The sequence below is a fragment of the Micrococcus sp. KRD096 genome (assembly GCF_017168495.1).
Taxonomy (GTDB): domain Bacteria; phylum Actinomycetota; class Actinomycetes; order Actinomycetales; family Micrococcaceae; genus Micrococcus; species Micrococcus luteus.
The window spans coordinates 79,230-98,184 of record NZ_JABFAY010000018.1 but is presented as its reverse complement, the minus strand read 5'-3'; the positions used below and the strand labels follow the sequence as shown (position 1 = coordinate 98,184).

Annotated in this window: 16 protein-coding genes; 12 read left to right on the top strand and 4 right to left on the bottom strand. The window is 72.9% G+C overall.

Features of this window, described 5'->3' with window-relative positions:
* Positions 1–5: 5 nt before the first annotated feature.
* Positions 6–929, top strand: coding sequence for a methyltransferase domain-containing protein (locus tag J1M41_RS09325; RefSeq protein ID WP_036382741.1), 924 nt, complete (start codon positions 6–8; stop codon positions 927–929).
* 30 nt (positions 930–959) lie between these two features.
* Here the strand turns inward: J1M41_RS09325 and J1M41_RS09320 are convergent, their stop codons facing one another.
* The gene (locus tag J1M41_RS09320) at positions 960–1,640 is read right to left on the bottom strand and encodes an MBL fold metallo-hydrolase (protein ID WP_036315309.1); all 681 of its coding nucleotides are present in this window, start codon (positions 1,638–1,640) and stop codon (positions 960–962) included.
* 114 nt (positions 1,641–1,754) lie between these two features.
* On the opposite strand from J1M41_RS09320, the gene uvrA reads away from it, so the two are divergent.
* From uvrA to secG, 11 genes are all read left to right on the top strand, one after another.
* Complete coding sequence (gene uvrA, locus J1M41_RS09315; RefSeq protein WP_206451627.1) at positions 1,755–4,739, top strand: excinuclease ABC subunit UvrA; 2,985 nt, start codon at positions 1,755–1,757, stop codon at positions 4,737–4,739.
* 40 nt (positions 4,740–4,779) lie between these two features.
* A complete protein-coding gene (locus J1M41_RS09310) occupies positions 4,780–5,451 on the top strand; it encodes a 1-acyl-sn-glycerol-3-phosphate acyltransferase (protein ID WP_206451626.1) in 672 nt (223 codons plus the stop codon).
* The gene (gene uvrC, locus J1M41_RS09305) at positions 5,444–7,369 is read left to right on the top strand and encodes an excinuclease ABC subunit UvrC (RefSeq protein WP_036315391.1); all 1,926 of its coding nucleotides are present in this window, start codon (positions 5,444–5,446) and stop codon (positions 7,367–7,369) included. The genes J1M41_RS09310 and uvrC overlap by 8 nt, the downstream gene beginning before the upstream one ends.
* Positions 7,366–8,262, top strand: coding sequence for an RNase adapter RapZ (gene rapZ / locus J1M41_RS09300; protein WP_036315303.1), 897 nt, complete (start codon positions 7,366–7,368; stop codon positions 8,260–8,262). Before uvrC ends, rapZ begins: the two co-directional genes overlap by 4 nt.
* On the top strand, positions 8,259–9,305 hold the full coding sequence (gene yvcK / locus J1M41_RS09295; protein ID WP_206451625.1) for a uridine diphosphate-N-acetylglucosamine-binding protein YvcK: 1,047 nt from the start codon (positions 8,259–8,261) through the stop codon (positions 9,303–9,305). The genes rapZ and yvcK overlap by 4 nt, the downstream gene beginning before the upstream one ends.
* 31 nt (positions 9,306–9,336) lie before the next feature.
* Positions 9,337–10,302: a DNA-binding protein WhiA gene (whiA, locus tag J1M41_RS09290; protein ID WP_036315298.1), complete on the top strand. Its 966-nt coding sequence runs from the start codon at positions 9,337–9,339 to the stop codon at positions 10,300–10,302.
* Between the two features lie 149 nt (positions 10,303–10,451).
* Positions 10,452–11,078, top strand: a complete 627-nt coding sequence (locus tag J1M41_RS09285; protein ID WP_036315296.1) for a superoxide dismutase — start codon at positions 10,452–10,454, stop codon at positions 11,076–11,078.
* A 185-nt stretch (positions 11,079–11,263) separates the two neighbouring features.
* Complete coding sequence (gap, locus tag J1M41_RS09280) at positions 11,264–12,274, top strand: type I glyceraldehyde-3-phosphate dehydrogenase (protein WP_041105191.1); 1,011 nt, start codon at positions 11,264–11,266, stop codon at positions 12,272–12,274.
* Positions 12,275–12,381: 107 nt separating this feature from the next.
* A complete protein-coding gene (gene pgk, locus J1M41_RS09275; RefSeq protein WP_206451624.1) occupies positions 12,382–13,629 on the top strand; it encodes a phosphoglycerate kinase in 1,248 nt (415 codons plus the stop codon).
* Between the two features lie 2 nt (positions 13,630–13,631).
* The gene (gene tpiA, locus J1M41_RS09270) at positions 13,632–14,423 is read left to right on the top strand and encodes a triose-phosphate isomerase (protein WP_144825452.1); all 792 of its coding nucleotides are present in this window, start codon (positions 13,632–13,634) and stop codon (positions 14,421–14,423) included.
* A gap of 81 nt (positions 14,424–14,504) precedes the next feature.
* Complete coding sequence (gene secG / locus J1M41_RS09265; RefSeq protein WP_036315286.1) at positions 14,505–14,756, top strand: preprotein translocase subunit SecG; 252 nt, start codon at positions 14,505–14,507, stop codon at positions 14,754–14,756.
* A 93-nt stretch (positions 14,757–14,849) separates the two neighbouring features.
* Here the strand turns inward: secG and J1M41_RS09260 are convergent, their stop codons facing one another.
* From J1M41_RS09260 to J1M41_RS09250, 3 genes are read right to left on the bottom strand one after another with little or no spacing between them, the layout of a single operon-like run.
* Positions 14,850–15,791: a glucose-6-phosphate dehydrogenase assembly protein OpcA gene (locus J1M41_RS09260; protein ID WP_036315284.1), complete on the bottom strand. Its 942-nt coding sequence runs from the start codon at positions 15,789–15,791 to the stop codon at positions 14,850–14,852.
* Complete coding sequence (gene zwf, locus J1M41_RS09255) at positions 15,788–17,350, bottom strand: glucose-6-phosphate dehydrogenase (protein ID WP_185194727.1); 1,563 nt, start codon at positions 17,348–17,350, stop codon at positions 15,788–15,790. The genes J1M41_RS09260 and zwf overlap by 4 nt, the downstream gene beginning before the upstream one ends.
* Positions 17,340–18,941: a glucose-6-phosphate isomerase gene (locus J1M41_RS09250; RefSeq protein ID WP_206451623.1), complete on the bottom strand. Its 1,602-nt coding sequence runs from the start codon at positions 18,939–18,941 to the stop codon at positions 17,340–17,342. The genes zwf and J1M41_RS09250 overlap by 11 nt, the downstream gene beginning before the upstream one ends.
* Positions 18,942–18,955 lie beyond the last annotated feature (14 nt).

The following is an 18,955-nucleotide window of genomic DNA, read 5'->3' as shown; positions in this document are numbered from 1 at the left end:
CCGCCATGAGTCAGATCGCGCCCGAGAGCCCGCACCCGGACACCGACGCCGTCGTGGGGGACGTGACCGGCCGACAGGGCGGGGGGTTCACCTGGGATCCCGCGCAGTACGAGGGCTTCGCCGAACACCGCGCCCGCCCCTTCCACGACCTGGTGGGGCGCGTGCGCGCCGAGGCCCCGCGCGTCGTGGTGGACCTGGGCTGCGGCCCGGGGACCCTGACCCGGACGCTGGCCGAGCGCTGGCCGGACGCCGAGGTGATCGGTCTGGACGACTCGCCCGCCATGCTGGAGCGGGCCCGGGAGCAGGCGGCCCGCACGGGCGCCCCCGCCAACCTTCGCTTCGAGGCGGTCGACGCCTCGCAGTGGCGCCCGTCGGGGGCGACGGACGTCGTGGTGTCCAACGCGATGCTCCAGTGGATCCCGACGCACCGTCGCCTGATCCGGCGCTGGCTCGGGGACCTCACGCCGGGGGCGTGGTTCGCGGCGCAGATCCCGCGGCCCTACGAGCAGCCCTCCCACGCGGCGATCGTGGCGCTGGCGGAGGACCCGGCCTTCTCCGAGCCGCTGCACGGGGTGGCGACGACCCGCACCGTGGCGCCGCCCGAGGAGTACACGCGGCTATTCCTCGAGGCGGGGTGGTCCCCGGTCGTCTGGGAGACGGAGTACCAGCAGGTGCTGACGGGCGAGGACCCGGTGTTCCGGTGGACCTCCGGCGCGGCCCTGCGACCGAGCCTGCAGGCCCTGGCCCGCTGGGACGCCGAGGAGGGCGCCGCCGAGGGCGCCGGGCTGCTCGAGGCGTTCGTGGACCGGTACCGCGCCGCCATGCGCGAGGCGTACCCGCCGGTGCCCGGTGTCACGGCCGACGACGGCGGCCCGGTCACGATCTTCCCGGCCCGGCGCCTGTTCATGGCGGGGCAGAAGCCGGCCTGACGCTGGGCCCGGGACCGCCCGGGCGCACCGTCACCAGCCGCGCTCGGCCCACTCCGGCAGGTGGGGGCGCTCGGCGCCCAGGGTCGTGGAGGCGCCGTGGCCGGGGTGGACCACCACGTCGTCGTCGAACGCGTCGAAGATCCGATCGCTCACGTCCGTGAACAGCTGACGGAACCGGCCGTCGTCGCCCTCGGTGTTGCCCACCCCGCCCGGGAAGAGGGAGTCGCCGGTGAAGAGCACGGCCGGCTCGTCCGCCTCGGGGCGGCACACCAGCGCGATGGACCCGGGCGTGTGGCCGCGCAGGGCCACCACCTCGAGCCGGAGCCCGTCCGCCCCCACGGTGTCCCCGTGGCGCAGGCGCACGTCGGGGGCGACCCCCGTGGCCTCGGCGATCGCGTCGGCGTCGTCCTCGCCGGCCGCCGTGCGGGCCCCGGTCAGGGAGGCCAGCGCCGGCAACGCGCGCACGTGGTCCCAGTGTCGATGCGTGGTGACGATCATCTCGAGGCGCGGCTCGCACGGGGTGTCGTCCGCGGCCGAGGCGATGAGGTCGCGGATGGCCTCGGCCTCGGCGGCGGCGTCGATCAGCACCTGCGCCCCCGTGGTCTTGGAGGTGAGCAGGTACACGTTGTTGTCCATCTCCGACACGGAGCAGGTGCGCACCGTGACGGCGGGCAGATCGTGCAGGAGGCGGTTCCGGGCGGTCTCGGGCATGCGCAACAGTGTACGGACGGGGCGGTGAGGCGCCAGGGCGGGCCCGGCCCGCGGTGGGTTCGCCCACAGGCGAGACCCCGGTGTCGTGTCCGTACCCGCCCCTATGCTGGCCGCGTGCCCAAGAACTCCTCCACCACCGTCTCCTCCGCCGTCGAGGCCCACCCCGGCGGCCTCGCCTCCGGCCCCGGCGGCGCGCGCTCGGGCGAGCGGGACCGCATCGTCGTCCAGGGCGCCCGCGAGCACAACCTGAAGGACGTGGACGTCAGCTTCCCGCGGGACGCCATGGTCGTGTTCACGGGTCTGTCCGGCTCGGGCAAGTCCTCCCTGGCCTTCGACACGATCTTCGCCGAGGGCCAGCGACGCTACGTCGAGTCGCTCTCCTCCTACGCCCGCATGTTCCTGGGCCGGGTGGACAAGCCGGACGTGGACTTCATCGAGGGCCTGTCCCCGGCCGTGTCCATCGACCAGAAGTCGACCAACCGCAACCCGCGCTCCACGGTGGGGACCATCACCGAGATCTACGACTACATGCGCCTGCTCTGGGCGCGTGTCGGGGTGCCGCACTGCCCGCAGTGCGGCGAGCCGGTGAGCCGGCAGACCCCGCAGCAGATCGTGGACCAGCTCGAGGAGCTGCCCGAGCGCACCCGCTTCCAGGTGCTCGCGCCCGTGGTCCGCGGCCGCAAGGGCGAGTTCGTGGACCTGTTCAAGGACCTGTCCACGCAGGGCTTCGCTCGCGCCGTCGTGGACGGGGAGACCGTCCAGCTCTCGGACCCGCCCGTGCTGAAGAAGCAGGTCAAGCACACCATCGCCGTCGTCGTGGACCGCCTCGCCATGAAGGAGGGCATCCGCCAGCGCCTCACCGACTCGGTGGAGACCGCCCTGAAGCTGGCGGACGGCCTCGTCGTGGCCGAGTTCGTGGACGTGGAGCCGGTCGCCGAGAAGGGCAGGAAGAACACCGCGGAGTTCGGCGGGCGGGACGCCGAGGGCAACCCCCGGTACCGCTCGTTCTCCGAGAAGCTCTCCTGCCCCAACGGGCACGAGCAGACCGTGGACGAGATCGAGCCGCGCTCGTTCTCCTTCAACAACCCGTTCGGCGCGTGCCCCGAGTGCACCGGCATCGGCTCCCGTCTGCAGGTGGACCCGGACCTCGTCGTCGCCAACGACGAGCTGTCCCTGCGCGAGGGCGCCGTCGTGCCGTGGTCGCTCGGCAAGTCCACCTCGGACTACTGGCTGCGCGTGCTCGGCGGGCTGGGCAAGGAGATGGGCTTCTCCCTGGACACCCCGTGGAAGGACCTGACGGAGGCGGAGCGCGACGCCGTCCTGCACGGCAAGGACTTCAAGGTGGAGGTGACGTTCCGCAACCGGTTCGGCCGCGAGCGCCGCTACACCACGGGCTTCGAGGGCGTCATCCCCTACGTGATGCGCAAGCACGGGGAGACCGAGTCGGACGGCGCCCGCGAGCGCTACGAGTCGTTCATGCGGGAGATCCCGTGCCCGGCGTGCCACGGGGCCCGCCTCAACCCCACGGTCCTGAACGTGCTCGTGGGCGGCCTGTCCATCGCGGACGCCACCCGCCTGCCCATGCGGGAGGCCATGGAGTTCTTCTCGGGGCTGCGGCTGACGGACCGGGAGCGGCAGATCGCGGACCAGGTGCTCAAGGAGATCCTGGCCCGGCTGGCGTTCCTGCTGGACGTCGGCCTGGAGTACCTCAACCTGGAGCGGCCGGCCGGCACCCTCTCTGGAGGCGAGGCCCAGCGCATCCGCCTGGCCACGCAGATCGGCTCCGGGCTGGTCGGCGTCCTCTACGTGCTCGACGAGCCGTCCATCGGCCTGCACCAGCGGGACAACCGCCGCCTCATCGAGACCCTCCTGCGCCTGCGGGACCTCGGCAACACCCTCATCGTCGTCGAGCACGACGAGGACACGATCGCCGAGGCGGACTGGATCGTGGACATCGGTCCTCGCGCGGGCGAGCACGGGGGCGAGGTCGTGCACTCGGGCTCCCTGGCGGATCTCAAGGCGAACACGCGGTCCGTCACCGGCGACTACCTCTCCGGGCGCCGCTCCATCGCGGTGCCGGAGCGGCGTCGCGTCCCGGAGAAGGGGCGCGTGCTGACGGTCCGCGGCGCCCAGGAGAACAACCTGAAGGACGTCTCGGTGGAGGTCCCGCTCGGGGTCCTCACGGCCGTGACGGGTGTGTCCGGCTCGGGCAAGTCCACGCTGATCAACGAGATCCTCTACAAGGTCCTGGCCAACCAGCTCAACGGCGCCAAGCTCGTGCCCGGCCGGCACCGGTCCGTGGAGGGGCTCGAGCACCTGGACAAGGTGGTCCACGTGGACCAGAGCCCCATCGGGCGCACGCCGCGCTCCAACCCCGCCACCTACACCGGCGTGTTCGACGCGATCCGCAAGCTCTTCGCAGAGACCCCCGAGGCGAAGGTCCGGGGCTACCAGCAGGGCCGGTTCTCCTTCAACATCAAGGGCGGGCGCTGCGAGGCGTGCGCGGGGGACGGCACGCTGAAGATCGAGATGAACTTCCTGCCGGACGTCTACGTGCCGTGCGAGGTGTGCCACGGGGCCCGGTACAACCGGGAGACGCTCGAGGTCACCTACAAGGGCAAGAACATCGCCGAGGTCCTCGACATGCCGATCGAGGAGGCCGCGGACTTCTTCAGCGCGTACACCCGCATCTCGCGGTACCTGGACACGCTCGTCGACGTCGGTCTGGGCTACGTCCGCCTGGGCCAGCCCGCCACCACGCTCTCGGGCGGCGAGGCCCAGCGCGTGAAGCTGGCGGCCGAGCTCCAGAAGCGCTCCAACGGCCGCACCATCTACGTGCTGGACGAGCCGACCACGGGGCTGCACTTCGACGACATCCGCAAGCTCTTGCACGTGCTCCAGTCCCTCGTGGACAAGGGCAACACGGTGCTCACCATCGAGCACAACCTCGACGTGATCAAGAGTGCCGACCACGTGATCGACCTCGGCCCCGAGGGCGGCTCCGGGGGCGGCACGATCGTGGCCGCGGGCACGCCGGAGGAGGTCGCACACGTCGCGGAGAGCCACACGGGCCGGTTCCTCGCGGAACTGCTCGCGTAGCATGGACCCCGCCCACGCAGGACGCGGACGAAGGAGAGCCATGGCGACGTCGGAGCCCGTGCGCAGGAGCGCCGCCGCGCTCCTGCTGCTCACCTGCCGCCCCGAGGTCGTCGGCATGGAGCACGTCCCTGCGCGGGGCCCCTTCGTCATGGCCTCCAACCACCTGTCCTTCGTCGACTCGGTGATCCTCCAGGCCCTCGCCCCCCGCCCGGTCCACTTCTTCGCCAAGGAGGAGTACTTCACGGGCACGGGCCTGCGGGGCCGCGTCCGGCGGCGGTTCTTCGAGTCCGTGGGCTCCGTCCCCGTCCGCCGGGGCGAGCAGGCCGCCTCCGTGGCCGCGCTCGAGTCCCTCGTGGGCCTGCTCGAGTCCGGCCAGGGCGTCGGCATCTACCCGGAGGGCACCCGCAGCCGCGACGGCCGCCTCTACCGCGGCCGCACCGGTGCGGCCTGGCTGGCCCTGGCCACCGGCGCACCCGTGGTGCCCGTGGGCCTCGTCGGCACGCAGCACCTCCAGCCGCCGGACACGAACGGCTTCCGTCCCCACCGGTTCTCCGTGCGCGTGGGCGCGCCCCTGGACTTCGGCCACCCCGGGCGTCGACACACCCTGCCGCAGCGCCGCGACGCGACGGCGGCGATCATGGACGCCATCGGCGCGCTCTCGGGGCAGGAGCGGGTGGACGCCTACAACGCCGCCCCGGGTGCCCGTGGCTGATCCGGCCTCCTACCGCCCGGCTCCGGGCGAGATCTCCACGTCGCCCGGCGTCTACCGCTTCCGCGACGCGGACGGACGCGTCGTCTACGTCGGCAAGGCGAAGAACCTGCGCGCCCGCCTGAGCTCCTATTTCCAGGACCCCGCCCGGCTGGCCACCAAGACCCGGACCATGGTGTTCACGGCGGCCGCGGTCGAGTGGACCGTCGTCGGCTCCGAGCTGGAGGCGCTCCAGCTCGAGTACACGTGGATCAAGGAGTACCGCCCCCGGTTCAACATCATGTACCGGGACGACAAGTCGTACCCGTACCTGGCCGTGACCATGAACGAGCAGTTCCCGCGCGTCCAGGTGATGCGCGGCGACCGGAAGCCCGGCGTGAAGTACTTCGGCCCGTTCCACCCGGCCAAGGCGATCCGCGAGACCGTGGACCTGATGCTGCGCGTCTTCCCGGTCCGCACGTGCTCGGCCGGCGTGTTCAAGCGGGCCCGCGCCCAGGACCGGCCGTGCCTGCTCGGCTACATCGGCAAGTGCTCGGCGCCCTGCGTGGGCCGGATCAGCCCGGCGGACCATCGCGCGCTGGCCCAGGACTTCTGCGACTTCATGGCCGGGGACGCGAACCGGTTCATCCGCGAGCTGGAGAAGGCCATGGCCCGTGCCGTCGAGGAGCTGCGCTACGAGGACGCGGCCCGGCTGCGGGACGACATCGCCGCGCTGCGCCGCGTGTTCGAGCGCAACGCCGTGGTGCTGCCGGAGAACACGGAGGCGGACATCTTCGCCCTGCACGCGGACGAGCTGGAGGTCGCGGTGCAGGTGTTCCACGTCCGGCAGGGACGCATCCGCGGCCAGCGCGGCTGGGTCATGGAGCGCGTGGAGGACGTCGCCGAGCCGGAGATGGTCGCGCACCTGCTCCAGCAGGTCTACGGCGACCTCGAGGGGCCGGAGCGCATCCCGCACGAGATCCTCGTCCCGGTCGAGCCCGACGACGCCGCACAGCTCACCGAGTGGCTCTCGGGCCTGCGCGGGTCCCGGGTCGCCGTGCGCGTGCCCCGGCGGGGCTCGAAGGCGGACCTCATGGAGACCGTCCGGGAGAACGCGGAGATGGCCCTCAAGCTGCACAAGTCGCGGCGGTCCGGGGACCTCACCACCCGCTCCGCCGCCCTGCGGGAGCTGCAGGAGGCCCTGGAGATCACCGAGCCCCTGCTGCGCATCGAGTGCTACGACATCTCCCACTCCCAGGGCACCAACGTGGTCGGCTCGATGGTCGTCATGGAGGACGGGCTGCCGAAGAAGAAGGACTACCGCCGCTTCAACGTCACGGGGGAGGCCGCCCGGGACGACACGGCGTCCCTGCGCGACGTCCTGCGGCGTCGTTTCGCCCGCCTGGCCAAGGAGCGCGCGGAGGGCGCCCCGCTCTCCGGTCAGGTCGAGGGGGACGATCAGGAGGCGGGGCGCCGCTTCGCGTACCCGCCCTCGCTCGTGGTGGTCGACGGCGGCCCGCCCCAGGTGGCCGCGGCCGCGGCGGTCCTCGAGGAGCTGGGCCTGGACGACCTGCCCGTGGTCGGGCTGGCCAAGCGGCTCGAGGAGGTGTGGCTGCCGGGCGACGAGTTCCCGGTGGTCCTGCCGCGCACCTCGGAGGGCCTGTACCTGCTCCAGCGCATCCGTGACGAGTCGCACCGGTTCGCGATCGCGGGCCACCGCAGCCGGCGGTCCAAGGCGATGACCGTCTCCGCCCTGGACGGGATCCCGGGCCTGGGCCCGGCCAAGCGCACCGCGCTGCTGAACCACTTCGGCTCCGTCGCCGAGATCCGGGCCGCCGGCGTGGACCGGCTGACCGAGGTCGCCGGCATCGGGCCGCGGCTGGCCGAGGCCGTCCACACGGCGCTCACGGCCGACACGCCCGCGGATACAGTGGAGTCATGACCGAGGAGACCCTCCAGCCGGAGAAGCCGCCGACATCCGAGGTGCTCGTGATCGCCGGGATGTCCGGCGCCGGACGGACCACCGCCGCGCACGCGCTCGAGGACCACGGCTGGGACGTGGTGGAGAACATGCCGCCGGCCCTGTTCGGCACGCTGGCCGAGCTCATCGCCCGCTCGCCGGAGGCGTTCCCGCGCCTGGCGATCGTGGTGGACGTGCGCTCGCGCTCCTACTTCGAGGAGCTGTACGCCGCCCTGCAGCACCTGGCCAACAGCGGAGTGGAGTATCGCACCGTGTTCCTCGATGCGGAGGACCACGTCCTCCTGCAACGCTTCGAGGCCGGCCGCCGCCCCCACCCGATGCAGGGCAACGCCCGGCTGCTGGACGGCATCCGCGCGGAGCGGGACGTCGTCGAGCCGCTCAAGGCGCGTGCCGACGTCGTGGTGGACACCACCGAGCTGAACGTGCACGGCCTGGCCACGGAGATCACCGAGCTGTTCTCGGAGTCCGGCCCCGTCACGCTGCGCCTGACCATCATGAGCTTCGGGTTCAAGTACGGCGTCCCGGCGGACGCGAACTTCGTGGCGGACATGCGCTTCATCCCCAACCCCCACTGGGTGCCGGCGCTGCGTCCGCACACGGGCACGGAGGCCGCGGTCGCGGACTACGTGCTCTCCCGCCCCGGTGTCGAGGACTTCCTGCGCACGTACGTCGCCATGCTGGGGCCGGTGTTCGAGGGCTACCGGCGGGAGAACAAGCACTACGCTACGCTCGCCATCGGCTGCACGGGCGGCAAGCACCGCTCCGTGGCCGTCGCCGAGGAGCTGGCCCGGCGCCTGGCCCAGGTGCCCCACGTCACGGTGCACGTCCAGCACCGGGACATGGGGCGCGAATGACGTCCCCGCTCACCGGCCAACTGCCCCTGCCGCCCGGGATGGGTTCGGAAGGGCGCGGGGTGGGTGCGGGCATGTCCCGCCCCACGGCCCGCGTCACCGCCCTCGGCGGCGGCCACGGCCTCTCCGCGTCCCTCGCGGCCCTGCGGCACGTGGCCGGGCACCTCACGGCCATCGTCACGGTGGCGGACGACGGTGGCTCCTCCGGCACCATCCGCCGGGAGATGGCGGTGCTGCCGCCCGGCGACCTCCGCATGGCGCTGGCCGCCCTGTGCGACGACACCGACTGGGGTCGGACCTGGGCCCACGTCATGCAGCACCGCTTCCGCTCCACCGAGGTGCCCGCCGACCAGGCCACCCTGGACAACCACGCGCTCGGGAACCTCCTGATCGTCGCCCTCTGGGAGCTGCTGGGCGACCCGGTGGACGGGCTGCGCTGGGCCGGCGCCCTGCTGCGGGCGCACGGTGAGGTCCTGCCGGTCTCGCGGGTGCCGCTGACCATCGGCGGGGACGTGCTCAGCGCCGGCCCGGACGGCCGCCTGCGCACCCGATGCGTGGAGGGCCAGGTGGCCCTCGCGGTCGCCGCGTTCGAGGGGCGCGTCACCGACGTCCGCCTGAGCCCGTCCGACGCCCCCGCCACCCCGGAGGCGCTCTCGGCGATCGAGCTGGCCGACTGGGTGGTGCTCGGACCCGGCTCGCTGTACACGTCGGTGCTGCCGCACCTGCTGATGCCGGACGTGCGCGCGGCCCTCGCCGCCACCACCGCCCGGCGCCTCATGGTGCTGAACCTGCGCACGGGAGACCAGGAGACCACCGGCCTCACCCACGCCGACCACCTCAAGGTGCTGCACTCCTATGCGCCGGACCTCCGGCTGGACGTGGTGATCGCCGACGTGGACGCGGTCACCGACCGGGCGGCGGTGGAGGCCGAGGCGGCCCGGATGGGCGCGCGCGTGGCGTTCAGTAGAGTGAGCAGTGCCCAGGATCCCCAGGTCCACGACCCGCTGCGCCTGGCCGTCGCGATCGACGAGGCGATGACCCACTGACGCGCGCACCTCGCCGAGAAGGAGCACGAGCATGGCGCTGACCATGACCCTCAAGGAGGAGCTGGCCCGTGTGCCGGTCGCCGCGACCCCGGAGCGGCGGGCGGAGACCGCGGCGATGCTGCGGTTCGCCGGGGGGTTGCACCTCGTGGCCGGCCGCGTCGTCGTGGAGGTTGAACTGGACCACGGCGCCAGTGCGCGCCGCCTGCGCGCCGCCATCACCGAGCTGTACGGCCTGGCCCCGGAGATCGTGGTGGTCTCCGGCGGCAACCTGCGCCGTGGTCAGCGGTACGTGCTCCGGGTCGTGCGCGGGGGAGAGGACCTCGCCCGGCAGACCGGGCTCATCGACCAGCGGGGACGGCCCGTGCGTGGCCTCGCGCCGGTCCTCGTCAGCGGGACGACGGCGGCCACCGCCGCCGTGTGGCGCGGGGCCCTGCTGGCCCACGGCTCCCTCACCGAGCCCGGCCGCTCGGCGGCCCTCGAGGTGACCACGCCGGGCCCGGAGGCCGCGCTCGCGCTGGTGGGGGCCGCGCGTCGGCTCCGCGTGGCGGCGAAGGCGCGCGAGGTGCGTCAGTCGGACCGCGTCGTGGTCCGCGACGGCGAGGCGATCGCCACGCTGCTCGCCGCCGTCGGCGCGGAGCAGACCGCGACCCTCTGGCGCGAGCGGCGCGAGCGCAAAGAGGTCCGGGCCACCGCCAACCGCCTGGCGAACTTCGACGACGCCAACCTGCGCCGTTCCGCCCAGGCCGCTGTCACGGCCGGGGCGAAGGTGGAGCGGGCCCTCGAGATCCTCGGGGACGAGGTGCCCGACCACCTTCGCTACGCGGGACGGCTGCGCCTCGAGCACAAGCAGGCCTCCCTCGACGAGCTCGGCCGCCTCGCGGACCCGCCGATGACCAAGGACGCCGTCGCCGGGCGCATCCGCCGGCTACTGGCCATGGCGGACAAGCGGGCCGCCGAGCGGGGCATCCCCGGGACGGACGCGGCCTCCGAAGGCTGAGCGCGGGATCACCGTCGACGGGATCTGGCCCCGGCGCTCCGCCCCCGATCACAATGGAGACGGACGGAATACGCCGCCGAGACGCGAGGTTGCCCGAGGTGGAGGCCGAGGGCGTCCTGCCCGCAGCCTCGCCTGACCAAGGAGGAAGCATGACCGAATACACCCTTCCGGAGCTGGACTACGACTACGCCGCGCTGGAGCCGCACATCTCGGCCCGCATCATGGAGCTGCACCACTCTAAGCACCACGCCACGTACGTCAAGGGCGCGAACACCGCCCTGGAGAAGCTGGCCGCCGCGCGTGAGGCCGGCGACTTCGGCTCCGTGAACCAGCTGTCGAAGGACCTCGCCTTCAACCTGGGCGGGCACACGAACCACTCGATCTTCTGGAAGAACCTCTCGCCGGAGGGCGGCGACAAGCCGACCGGCGAGCTGGCCGCCGCCATCGACGAGTACTTCGGCTCGTTCGACCAGTTCCAGGCCCACTTCACCGCCGCCGCCCTCGGCATCCAGGGCTCCGGCTGGGCCGTGCTGGCCTACGAGCCCATCGGCGGCAACCTGGTGATCGAGCAGTTCTACGACCAGCAGAACGGCGTGCCGGTCGCCACCATCCCGCTGTTCCAGCTGGACATGTGGGAGCACGCCTTCTACCTCGACTACCAGAACGTCAAGGCGGACTACGTCAAGGCGATCTGGAACATCGTGAACTGGGCCGACGTGCAGGCCCGCTTCGAGGCCGCCCGCGCCGGCGCCTCCGGCCTGATCCTCCCGGCCTGATCCACACCGCGCACCGGGGCGCTGACGTCGTGGCCCCACGACGTCAGCGCCCCGATGCGGGGAGGGGCTCGGCGCTCCGGCCCTGTCCCCACCGCGCGCCCGGACCGGGCGCGACCGCTCGACCGTACCGCCCCGGACCCACCGCCACGGGGACCACGCAACGCGAACTAACGAGAGAGACCACCATGACCAAGATCGCCATCAACGGCTACGGCCGCATCGGACGCAACATCGTGCGCGTGCTCAGGGACCGCGGCCACGAGAACCTCGAGCTGGTCGCGGTGAACGACCTCGCCGACCCCGAGGACCTGTTCTGGCTGACCCAGTACGACACCATCCTGGGCCGCTACCCGGGCGAGCTGGAGCGGACCGAGAAGGGGTTCCGCATCGACGGCCGCGACGTCGCGTTCTTCCAGGAGGCCGACCCGACGAAGCTGCCGTGGGGTGAGCTCGGCGTGGACCTGGTCATCGAGTGCACCGGCATCTTCACGACCGGCCCCAAGGCGCAGGCCCACCTCGACGCCGGGGCCAAGAAGGTCCTCATCTCCGCTCCCGCCAAGGAGGTCGACGGCACCTTCGTGATGGGTGTGAACGAGCACACCTACGACGCGGAGACGATGCACATCGTCTCGAACGCCTCGTGCACCACGAACTGCCTGGCCCCGATGGCGAAGGTCCTCAACGACGAGTTCGGCATCGTGGACGGCATCATGACCACGATCCACGCGTACACCGGCGACCAGAACCTGCACGACAACGTGCACAAGAAGGATCGCCGTCGGGCGCGCGCCGCCGCCCAGAACATGGTGCCCACCTCCACGGGCGCGGCCAAGGCCATCGGCGAGGTCATCCCGGAGCTGAAGGGCAAGCTCGACGGCTTCGCCATGCGGGTGCCCACCATCACCGGCTCGGCCACCGACCTGACCGTGGAGCTGACGCGCCACGTGGAGGTCGAGGAGATCAACGCGGCGTTCAAGAAGGCCGCGGAGTCCGGTCCGCTGCAGGGCCGCCTGGTCTACTCGGAGGACCCGATCGTGTCCTCGGACATCATCACCTCCCCGGCGGCGTGCACCTTCGACGCCCCGCTGACCAAGTCCATCGGCCAGACCGTGAAGATCATCGGCTGGTACGACAACGAGTACGGCTACACCTCCCAGCTCATGGACTTCGCAGACCTCATCGGCTCGAAGCTCTGAGCCCGCACGGCGCCCGACGGCCCGGGCCGACGGTTCCTCCGTCGGCCCGGGCCGTCCGCCTAGACTGCACCGTGAACCGACCCCGCTCCGGCACCCCAGGAGGCATCATGCCCGCACCGACCCTCACCGATCTGCTCGAGGCCGGCGTCGCCGGCCGCACCGTGCTCATCCGGTCCGACCTGAACGTCCCGCTGGACGGGGACACCGTCACCGACGACGGCCGCATCCGGGCCTCGCTGCCCGCGATCCGGGACCTGGCCGAGGCCGGTGCGCGCGTGATCGTCATGGCCCACCTGGGCCGCCCCAAGGGTGAGCCGGACCCCGCGTACTCCCTCCGTCCGGTCGCCGCGCGCATGGCCGAGCTGCTGGGCGCCGACGTCGCCCTGGCCGCGGACGTGACCGGGGACGACGCGCGCGCGAAGGCCGCCGCCCTGCAGGACGGCCAGGTGCTGTTGCTGGAGAACGTGCGCTTCGACGCCCGCGAGACCTCCAAGGACGATGCCGAGCGCGCCGCACTGGCCGGCGAGATGGCGGCGCTGGCCGGCGACGACGGCGCCTACGTGGGCGACGCCTTCGGCGCGGTCCACCGCAAGCACGCCTCCGTGTTCGACGTCGCGGCACAGCTGCCGGCCCACCAGGGCCCGCTGGTCGCCGCCGAGCTCGAGGTGCTCACCCGTCTGACCGAGTCCCCGGAGCGGCCTTACGTCGTCGTGCTGGGCGGGTCGAAGGTCTCGGACAAGCTGGCCGTGATCGACAACCTGCTGGACAAGGCCGACACGCTGCTGATCGGCGGCGGCATGCTCTTCACGTTCCTCAAGGCGCAGGGCCACGAGGTGGGCGCCCCCCTGCTCGAGGAGGACCAGCTCGACACCGTCCGCGAGTACCTGCGCCGCTCCGAGGCCGGGGCCGCCCGCATCGTGCTCCCCACGGACATCGTCATGGCCTCCGGCTTCGCGGCCGACGCCGAGCACGAGGTCCTGGCCGTGGACGCCCTCACCTCGGGCGCGCACGGCGCGTCCGCCATGGGCTTGGACATCGGCCCCGAGACGGCCCGGGCGTTCGCGGAGCAGATCCGCGGCGCCCAGACCGTGTTCTGGAACGGCCCCATGGGCGTGTTCGAGTTCCCGGCCTTCGCGGAGGGCACCCGGGCGGTGGCCCGGGCCCTCACCGAGGCCTCCGCGGCCGGCGGCCTGTCGGTGGTCGGCGGCGGCGACTCCGCGGCGGCCGTGCGCACGCTCGGCTTCGCCGACGACGCGTTCGGCCACATCTCCACCGGCGGCGGCGCCTCCCTCGAATACCTCGAGGGCAAGGAGCTCCCGGGCGTCACCGCCCTGGCCGGCGAGGGGCGGGCGTGAGCATGGCGGAGCAGACCACACGCGTGCCGCTGATCGCGGGCAACTGGAAGATGAACCTGGACCACCTCGAGGCCGTCACCCTGGTGCAGCGCCTCACGTGGCTCCTCACGGACGCGGACCATGACCAGGAGGCCGTGGAGGTCGCGGTGTTCCCGCCCTTCACGGGCCTGCGGGCCGTGCAGACGCTCGTCACCGGCGACCGCCTGGACCTCGCCTACGGCGCGCAGGACCTCTCGCCCGAGGACGCCGGCGCCTACACGGGCGACGTCTCCGGCGCGTTCCTGGCCGCGCTGGGGTGCCGCTACGCGATCGTGGGCCACTCCGAGCGTCGCACCCTCCACGGGGAGGACGACGCGCTCGTCGCGCGCAAGGCCGCCGCGGCCCTGCGCCACGGCCTCACCCCGGTGATCTGCGTGGGCGAGGGCCTGGAGGTGCGCCAGGCCGGCCGGCACGTCGAGCACACGCTCGCCCAGCTGGAGGGCTCGATCGCGGGCCTGTCGGCGCAGGACGTGGCCGGCGTCGTCGTCGCCTACGAGCCCGTGTGGGCGATCGGCACGGGCGAGGTCGCCGGCCCCGAGGACGCTCAGCAGATGGGCGCGGCCCTGCGCGCCCGCGTGGCCGCACTGCACGGCGACGACGTCGCCGCCGGACTGCGGATCCTCTACGGCGGCTCCGTGAAGTCCTCCAGCGCGCCGGCGCTGCTGGCGCAGCCAGACGTGGACGGCGCCCTCGTGGGCGGCGCCAGCCTCGACGCGGACGAGTTTGCTAAGATCGTCCGGTTCGACCAGGCCTGATCCGTCCGGCCCGACCGACCGCATTCTCCGTGACGGCCCCGGCGCGCGCCGGGGCCGCACCTCGACCCGAGGAGCCCTCCCGTGGACGTCCTGACCCTGGCCCTGCAGATCCTCGTGGTCGTGCTCAGCGTGGTCATCGTGCTGCTCATCCTGCTGCACAAGGGCCGCGGCGGCGGCGTCTCGGACATGTTCGGCGGCGGCGTGACCAGCTCGATGAGCTCCTCGGGCTCCGCCCAGCGTCTGCTCACCCGCCTGACCGTCGGCTCCGTGGTCGCCTGGGGTGTCGTGATCGCCCTGCTCGGCGTCCTGCCGCGTCTGACCATGGAGTCCTGAGGCCGCCCCGCCGGGCCCCGACGCGAACGCCCCGCACGGAAGATCCGTGCGGGGCGTTCGCGCGTCCCGGACCGGTGGGGCGCCGGGGGCCCCTCAGCGTTCGGAGGCCTGCACGGGGGAGAGGTCCGTGCGCGGCAGGCCCTGGTGGAGCACGGCGCCGAAGACCTCGTCCGGGTCCAGGCGGCGCAGCTCCTCGGCCAGGCAGTCCTGGATCGTCCGGCGTGGCAGGGAGATGCGCTGCACCGGCCGGCCCTGCTGATAGAGCCGGGCCACCTGCGACTGCGAGCGGGAGAGCACCACGTCCCCGTCCGTGCACCGCAGGCGCACCGCACGGATCCCGTGGCCGACCTTCGAGTGCGCGATCGTCACGGGCACCTTCAGGGTCAGGGTGAGCCACGCCGCGAGCAGCATGGTGCTGGGGGAGTCCGGCGCCCCGTCCACCGTCACCGAGCGCAGGGTGGCCACGTCGAGCGTGTCGAAGATCCCGGCCACCTGGATCCGCCACAGCGTCAGGCGCGTCCAGGCCAGGTCGGTGTCCCCCTCATGGTGGCCCGCGCGCAGAGCCCACAGGGCGGGCTCGGCCGCGGACGCCGAGGCCGTGTCCGTGATCCGGCGGTGGGCCAGGCGACCGAGCGCCGTCGCCGAGGGGACCCCGGGTGGCACCCCGGGCCACCACACGACGATGGGCGCATCGGGCAGGAGCAGCCCGGAGACGAGCGACTCGTCGGCGTGGGCGTTCTCCCCGGCGCACCACAGCACCACGACGTCGGAGGCGCCGGCGTCGCCCCCGACCCGGATCTCGGCGTCCAGGCGGGTGGGGGCCGCGGGGTCGCCCAGGGCCAGGACGACGATGCGGCACGGGTGTTCGAGCGAGGCCGCGTTGGCGGCCTGGACGGCGGACTCGATGCCGGCGTCGTCCGTGCTGATCACGAGCGTGAGGACGCGGCCGAGGGCCACGACCCCGCTCTTCTCGCGCAGCTGCGTGATGCGCTTGGCCACCTGGGAGGTGGTGGTGTCGTGCATGCGGATCTTCACGGGCGCCTCCAGCTTCGTCCGTCGCGGGCCATGAGGGCGTCGGCCGAGGGCGGTCCCCACGTGCCCGGGGCGTAGGGCTCGGGCTGGGTGCCCAGGCTCGCCCAGTGCTCCTCGAACGGGTCCACGATCCGCCAGGACAGCTCCACCTCGGCCTGGCGCGGGAACAGCGGCGGCTCCCCGAGGAGCACGTCGAGGATGAGACGCTCGTACGCCTCGGGGGAGTCCTCGGTGAAGGCGTGGCCGTAGCCGAAGTCCATCGTGACGTCGCGGATCTCGGTCTGCGTGCCGGGCACCTTGGACGCGAAGCGGATGGTGACGCCCTCGTCCGGCTGCACCCGGATGACGATGATGTTCTGCCCGAACTCGTCCCCGTCGTGGACGGGGAACAGCAGGTGCGGGGGCTTCTTGAAGACGACGGCGATCTCCGTCACCCGCCGGCCGAGGCGTTTGCCGGCCCGCAGGTAGAACGGCACGCCCTGCCAGCGCCGCGTGCGGATGCCCACCTTGAGCGCGGCGTACGTCTCCGTGACGGACGCCGGGTTGAAGCCCTCCTCGTCGAGGAATCCCGTGACCCGCTCGCCGCCCTGCCAGCCGGAGGTGTACTGGCCGCGGGCGGAGGCCGCCGCGAGTCCCTCGGGCGTGTCCGGGACGGTCACGGCCTCGAGGACCTTCTCCTTCTCCGCGCGCAGATGGTCCGCGTCGAACGAGATCGGCTCCTCCATCGCGGTGAACGCGAGCAGCTGCAGGAGGTGGTTCTGGATGACGTCGCGCGCCGCGCCCACGCCGTCGTAGTAGCTCGCCCGTCCACCGATGCCGATGTCCTCGGCCATCGTGATCTGGACGTGGTCCACGTGCTCCGCGTTCCAGAGCGGCTCGAACATCCGGTTGGCGAACCGGAACGCGAGGATGTTCTGCACCGTCTCCTTGCCGAGGTAGTGGTCGATGCGGAACACCGCGTCCGAGGGGAAGACGCGCTCGATCACAGCATTGAGCTCCTGCGCGCTGGCCAGGTCGTGGCCGAAGGGCTTCTCGATGACCACGCGGCGCCACGGGCCCTCGGCCGGCTGCGACCGGTCGGCCAGGCCCTGGTCGGCCAGGTGGCGGGAGACGGCCTCGAACCAGTCCGGCGGGATGGAGAGGTAGAACGCCGTGTTCCCGCGCGTGCCGCGTGAGGTCTCGAGCTCGGCGAGCACCTCGTCGAGACGGACGTAGGCCGCCTCGTCGTCGAACGCGCCGGAGACGAAGCGCAGACCGCCCTGGAACTGGTCCCACACGGTCTCGTCGAACGTGGTCCGGGAGGAGGCCTCGACGGCGGCGCGCACGTAGTCGGCGAACTCCTCGTCGGACCAGTCGCGGCGGCCGAAGCCGACGAGGGAGAACGCCGGCGGCAGCAGGCCGCGCTGGGCCAGGTCGTACATGGCCGGCAGGAGCTTCTTCTTCGCCAGGTCGCCCGTCACGCCGAACAGCACGAGCGCCGACGGGCCCGCGATGCGGGTCAGGCGCCGGTCACGGGGGTCGCGCAGCGGGTTGCGGGGGGCGGTCCGGGACTCACCGGCCACGGACGGCGCTCCTCAGGGCCTCGATGCCCGCGTCGCGGCGGCGCAGGTGCAGGGTGACCACGGGGCGGCCGAGATCGCCCAGCACCCGGGCGTCGCCCGCGGCCTGCGCGGCGATGAGCCTGCCCAGGGAGAACGGGCGGCCGGGCACCTCGAGGTCCAGGCCGGCGTCGCCGGTGATCTGCAGGAACACGCCGACGGCCGGGCCGCCCTTGTGGAACTGTCCGGTGGAGTGCAGGAACCGCGGACCCCAGCCGAACGTGACCGGGCGGCCGACCAGGTCCGCCAGGTCCGCGCGCAGCTCCTCGAGCTCGGCGTCGTCGTGACGGGAGAGGTAGGCGTGGACCGCCAGGTAGCCGTCCTCGGGCACCAGCGCCGCCGTGGCGCGCAGCACGCCGGCCAGGTCCGGGGCAGAGGTCACGGACGCCGGGCCGGAGACCTCGACGCCCTCCACCTCACCGTCGGCCGTCCGCTCGGCGGCGGGGCTGTCCAGCAGGGTGCGGGCGGCGGCCTTGGCGGCCTCCACGTCCGGCTGGTCGAAGGGGTTGATCCCGAGCAGGCGACCGGCCACCGCGGTGGCCACCTCCCACAGCAGCAGCTGGGCGCCGAGCGAGCCGGCGACCTGCACGCCGTGGCCCGGGGCCGCGACGTCGTCCTCGCCGACGAGCTGCACCTGCAGCAGGTCGGGGGCGTCCCACGCGGTCTCGGGGTCGCCGGGGGCGACGACGACGGGCAGCAGCCCGGTGCCGTCCTTGCCCGTGGACTCGGCGATCAGCTGCTCGATCCAGGCCGGCAGTCCGGCGATGCCGGACCCGTGGTCGGCGAAGACGAGCTTGTCGCGCAGCGGGCGGGTGCCGCCCAGGGCCGCGCCGAGCTGCAGGCCCGGGTTGTCCTCGTCGTCGGCGATCAGCAGGTCGAGCACGGCCTCCGCGTCGTCCAGCAGGGCCGCGACGTCCACACCGGCCAGGCCGGTGGGGACCAGGCCGAACGCGGTGAGGGCCGAGAAGCGCCCGCCCACGGTCGGGTCCGCGGTGAAGACGGCGCGCCAGCCGGCGGACTCGCACGCGGCGTGCAGCGGTGAGCCCGGGTCCGTGACGGCGACCAGGCGGGTGCGGGGGTCGATCCCGGCGTCGCGGAACGCGGCCTCGACGACGCGGCGCTGCGAGTCGGTCTCCACGGTGGAGCCGGACTTGGAGGAGACCACCAGCACGGTTCGCTCGAGGTCGCGCTCGAGGGCGCGGGAGACCTGGAACGGGTCCGTGGAGTCCAGGACCTCGAGCTCGACGCCGGCCGTCGCCGCGATCACCTCGGGGGCCAGGGACGAGCCACCCATGCCCGCCAGGATCACGCGGTCCACACCCTCGGCGCGCAGCTCCCGGGTCAGCTGGGCGATGTGCGGGACGAGGGCGCGGGAGTCCTCGAACAGGTCGATCCAGCCGAGCCGCTTGGCAGCCTCGTCGCGGGCCGACGCCCCCCACAGGTCGGCGTCCTGCTCCCCGAGGCGGGAGGCGACGCGGTCCTGAAGGAGAGCGGGCAGATGGCGGTCGATCGCCTCGAGGGCGGCTCCGGTGGCGGTGAGGCCGAGGGTGCTCATGGGGGGGGTCCTTC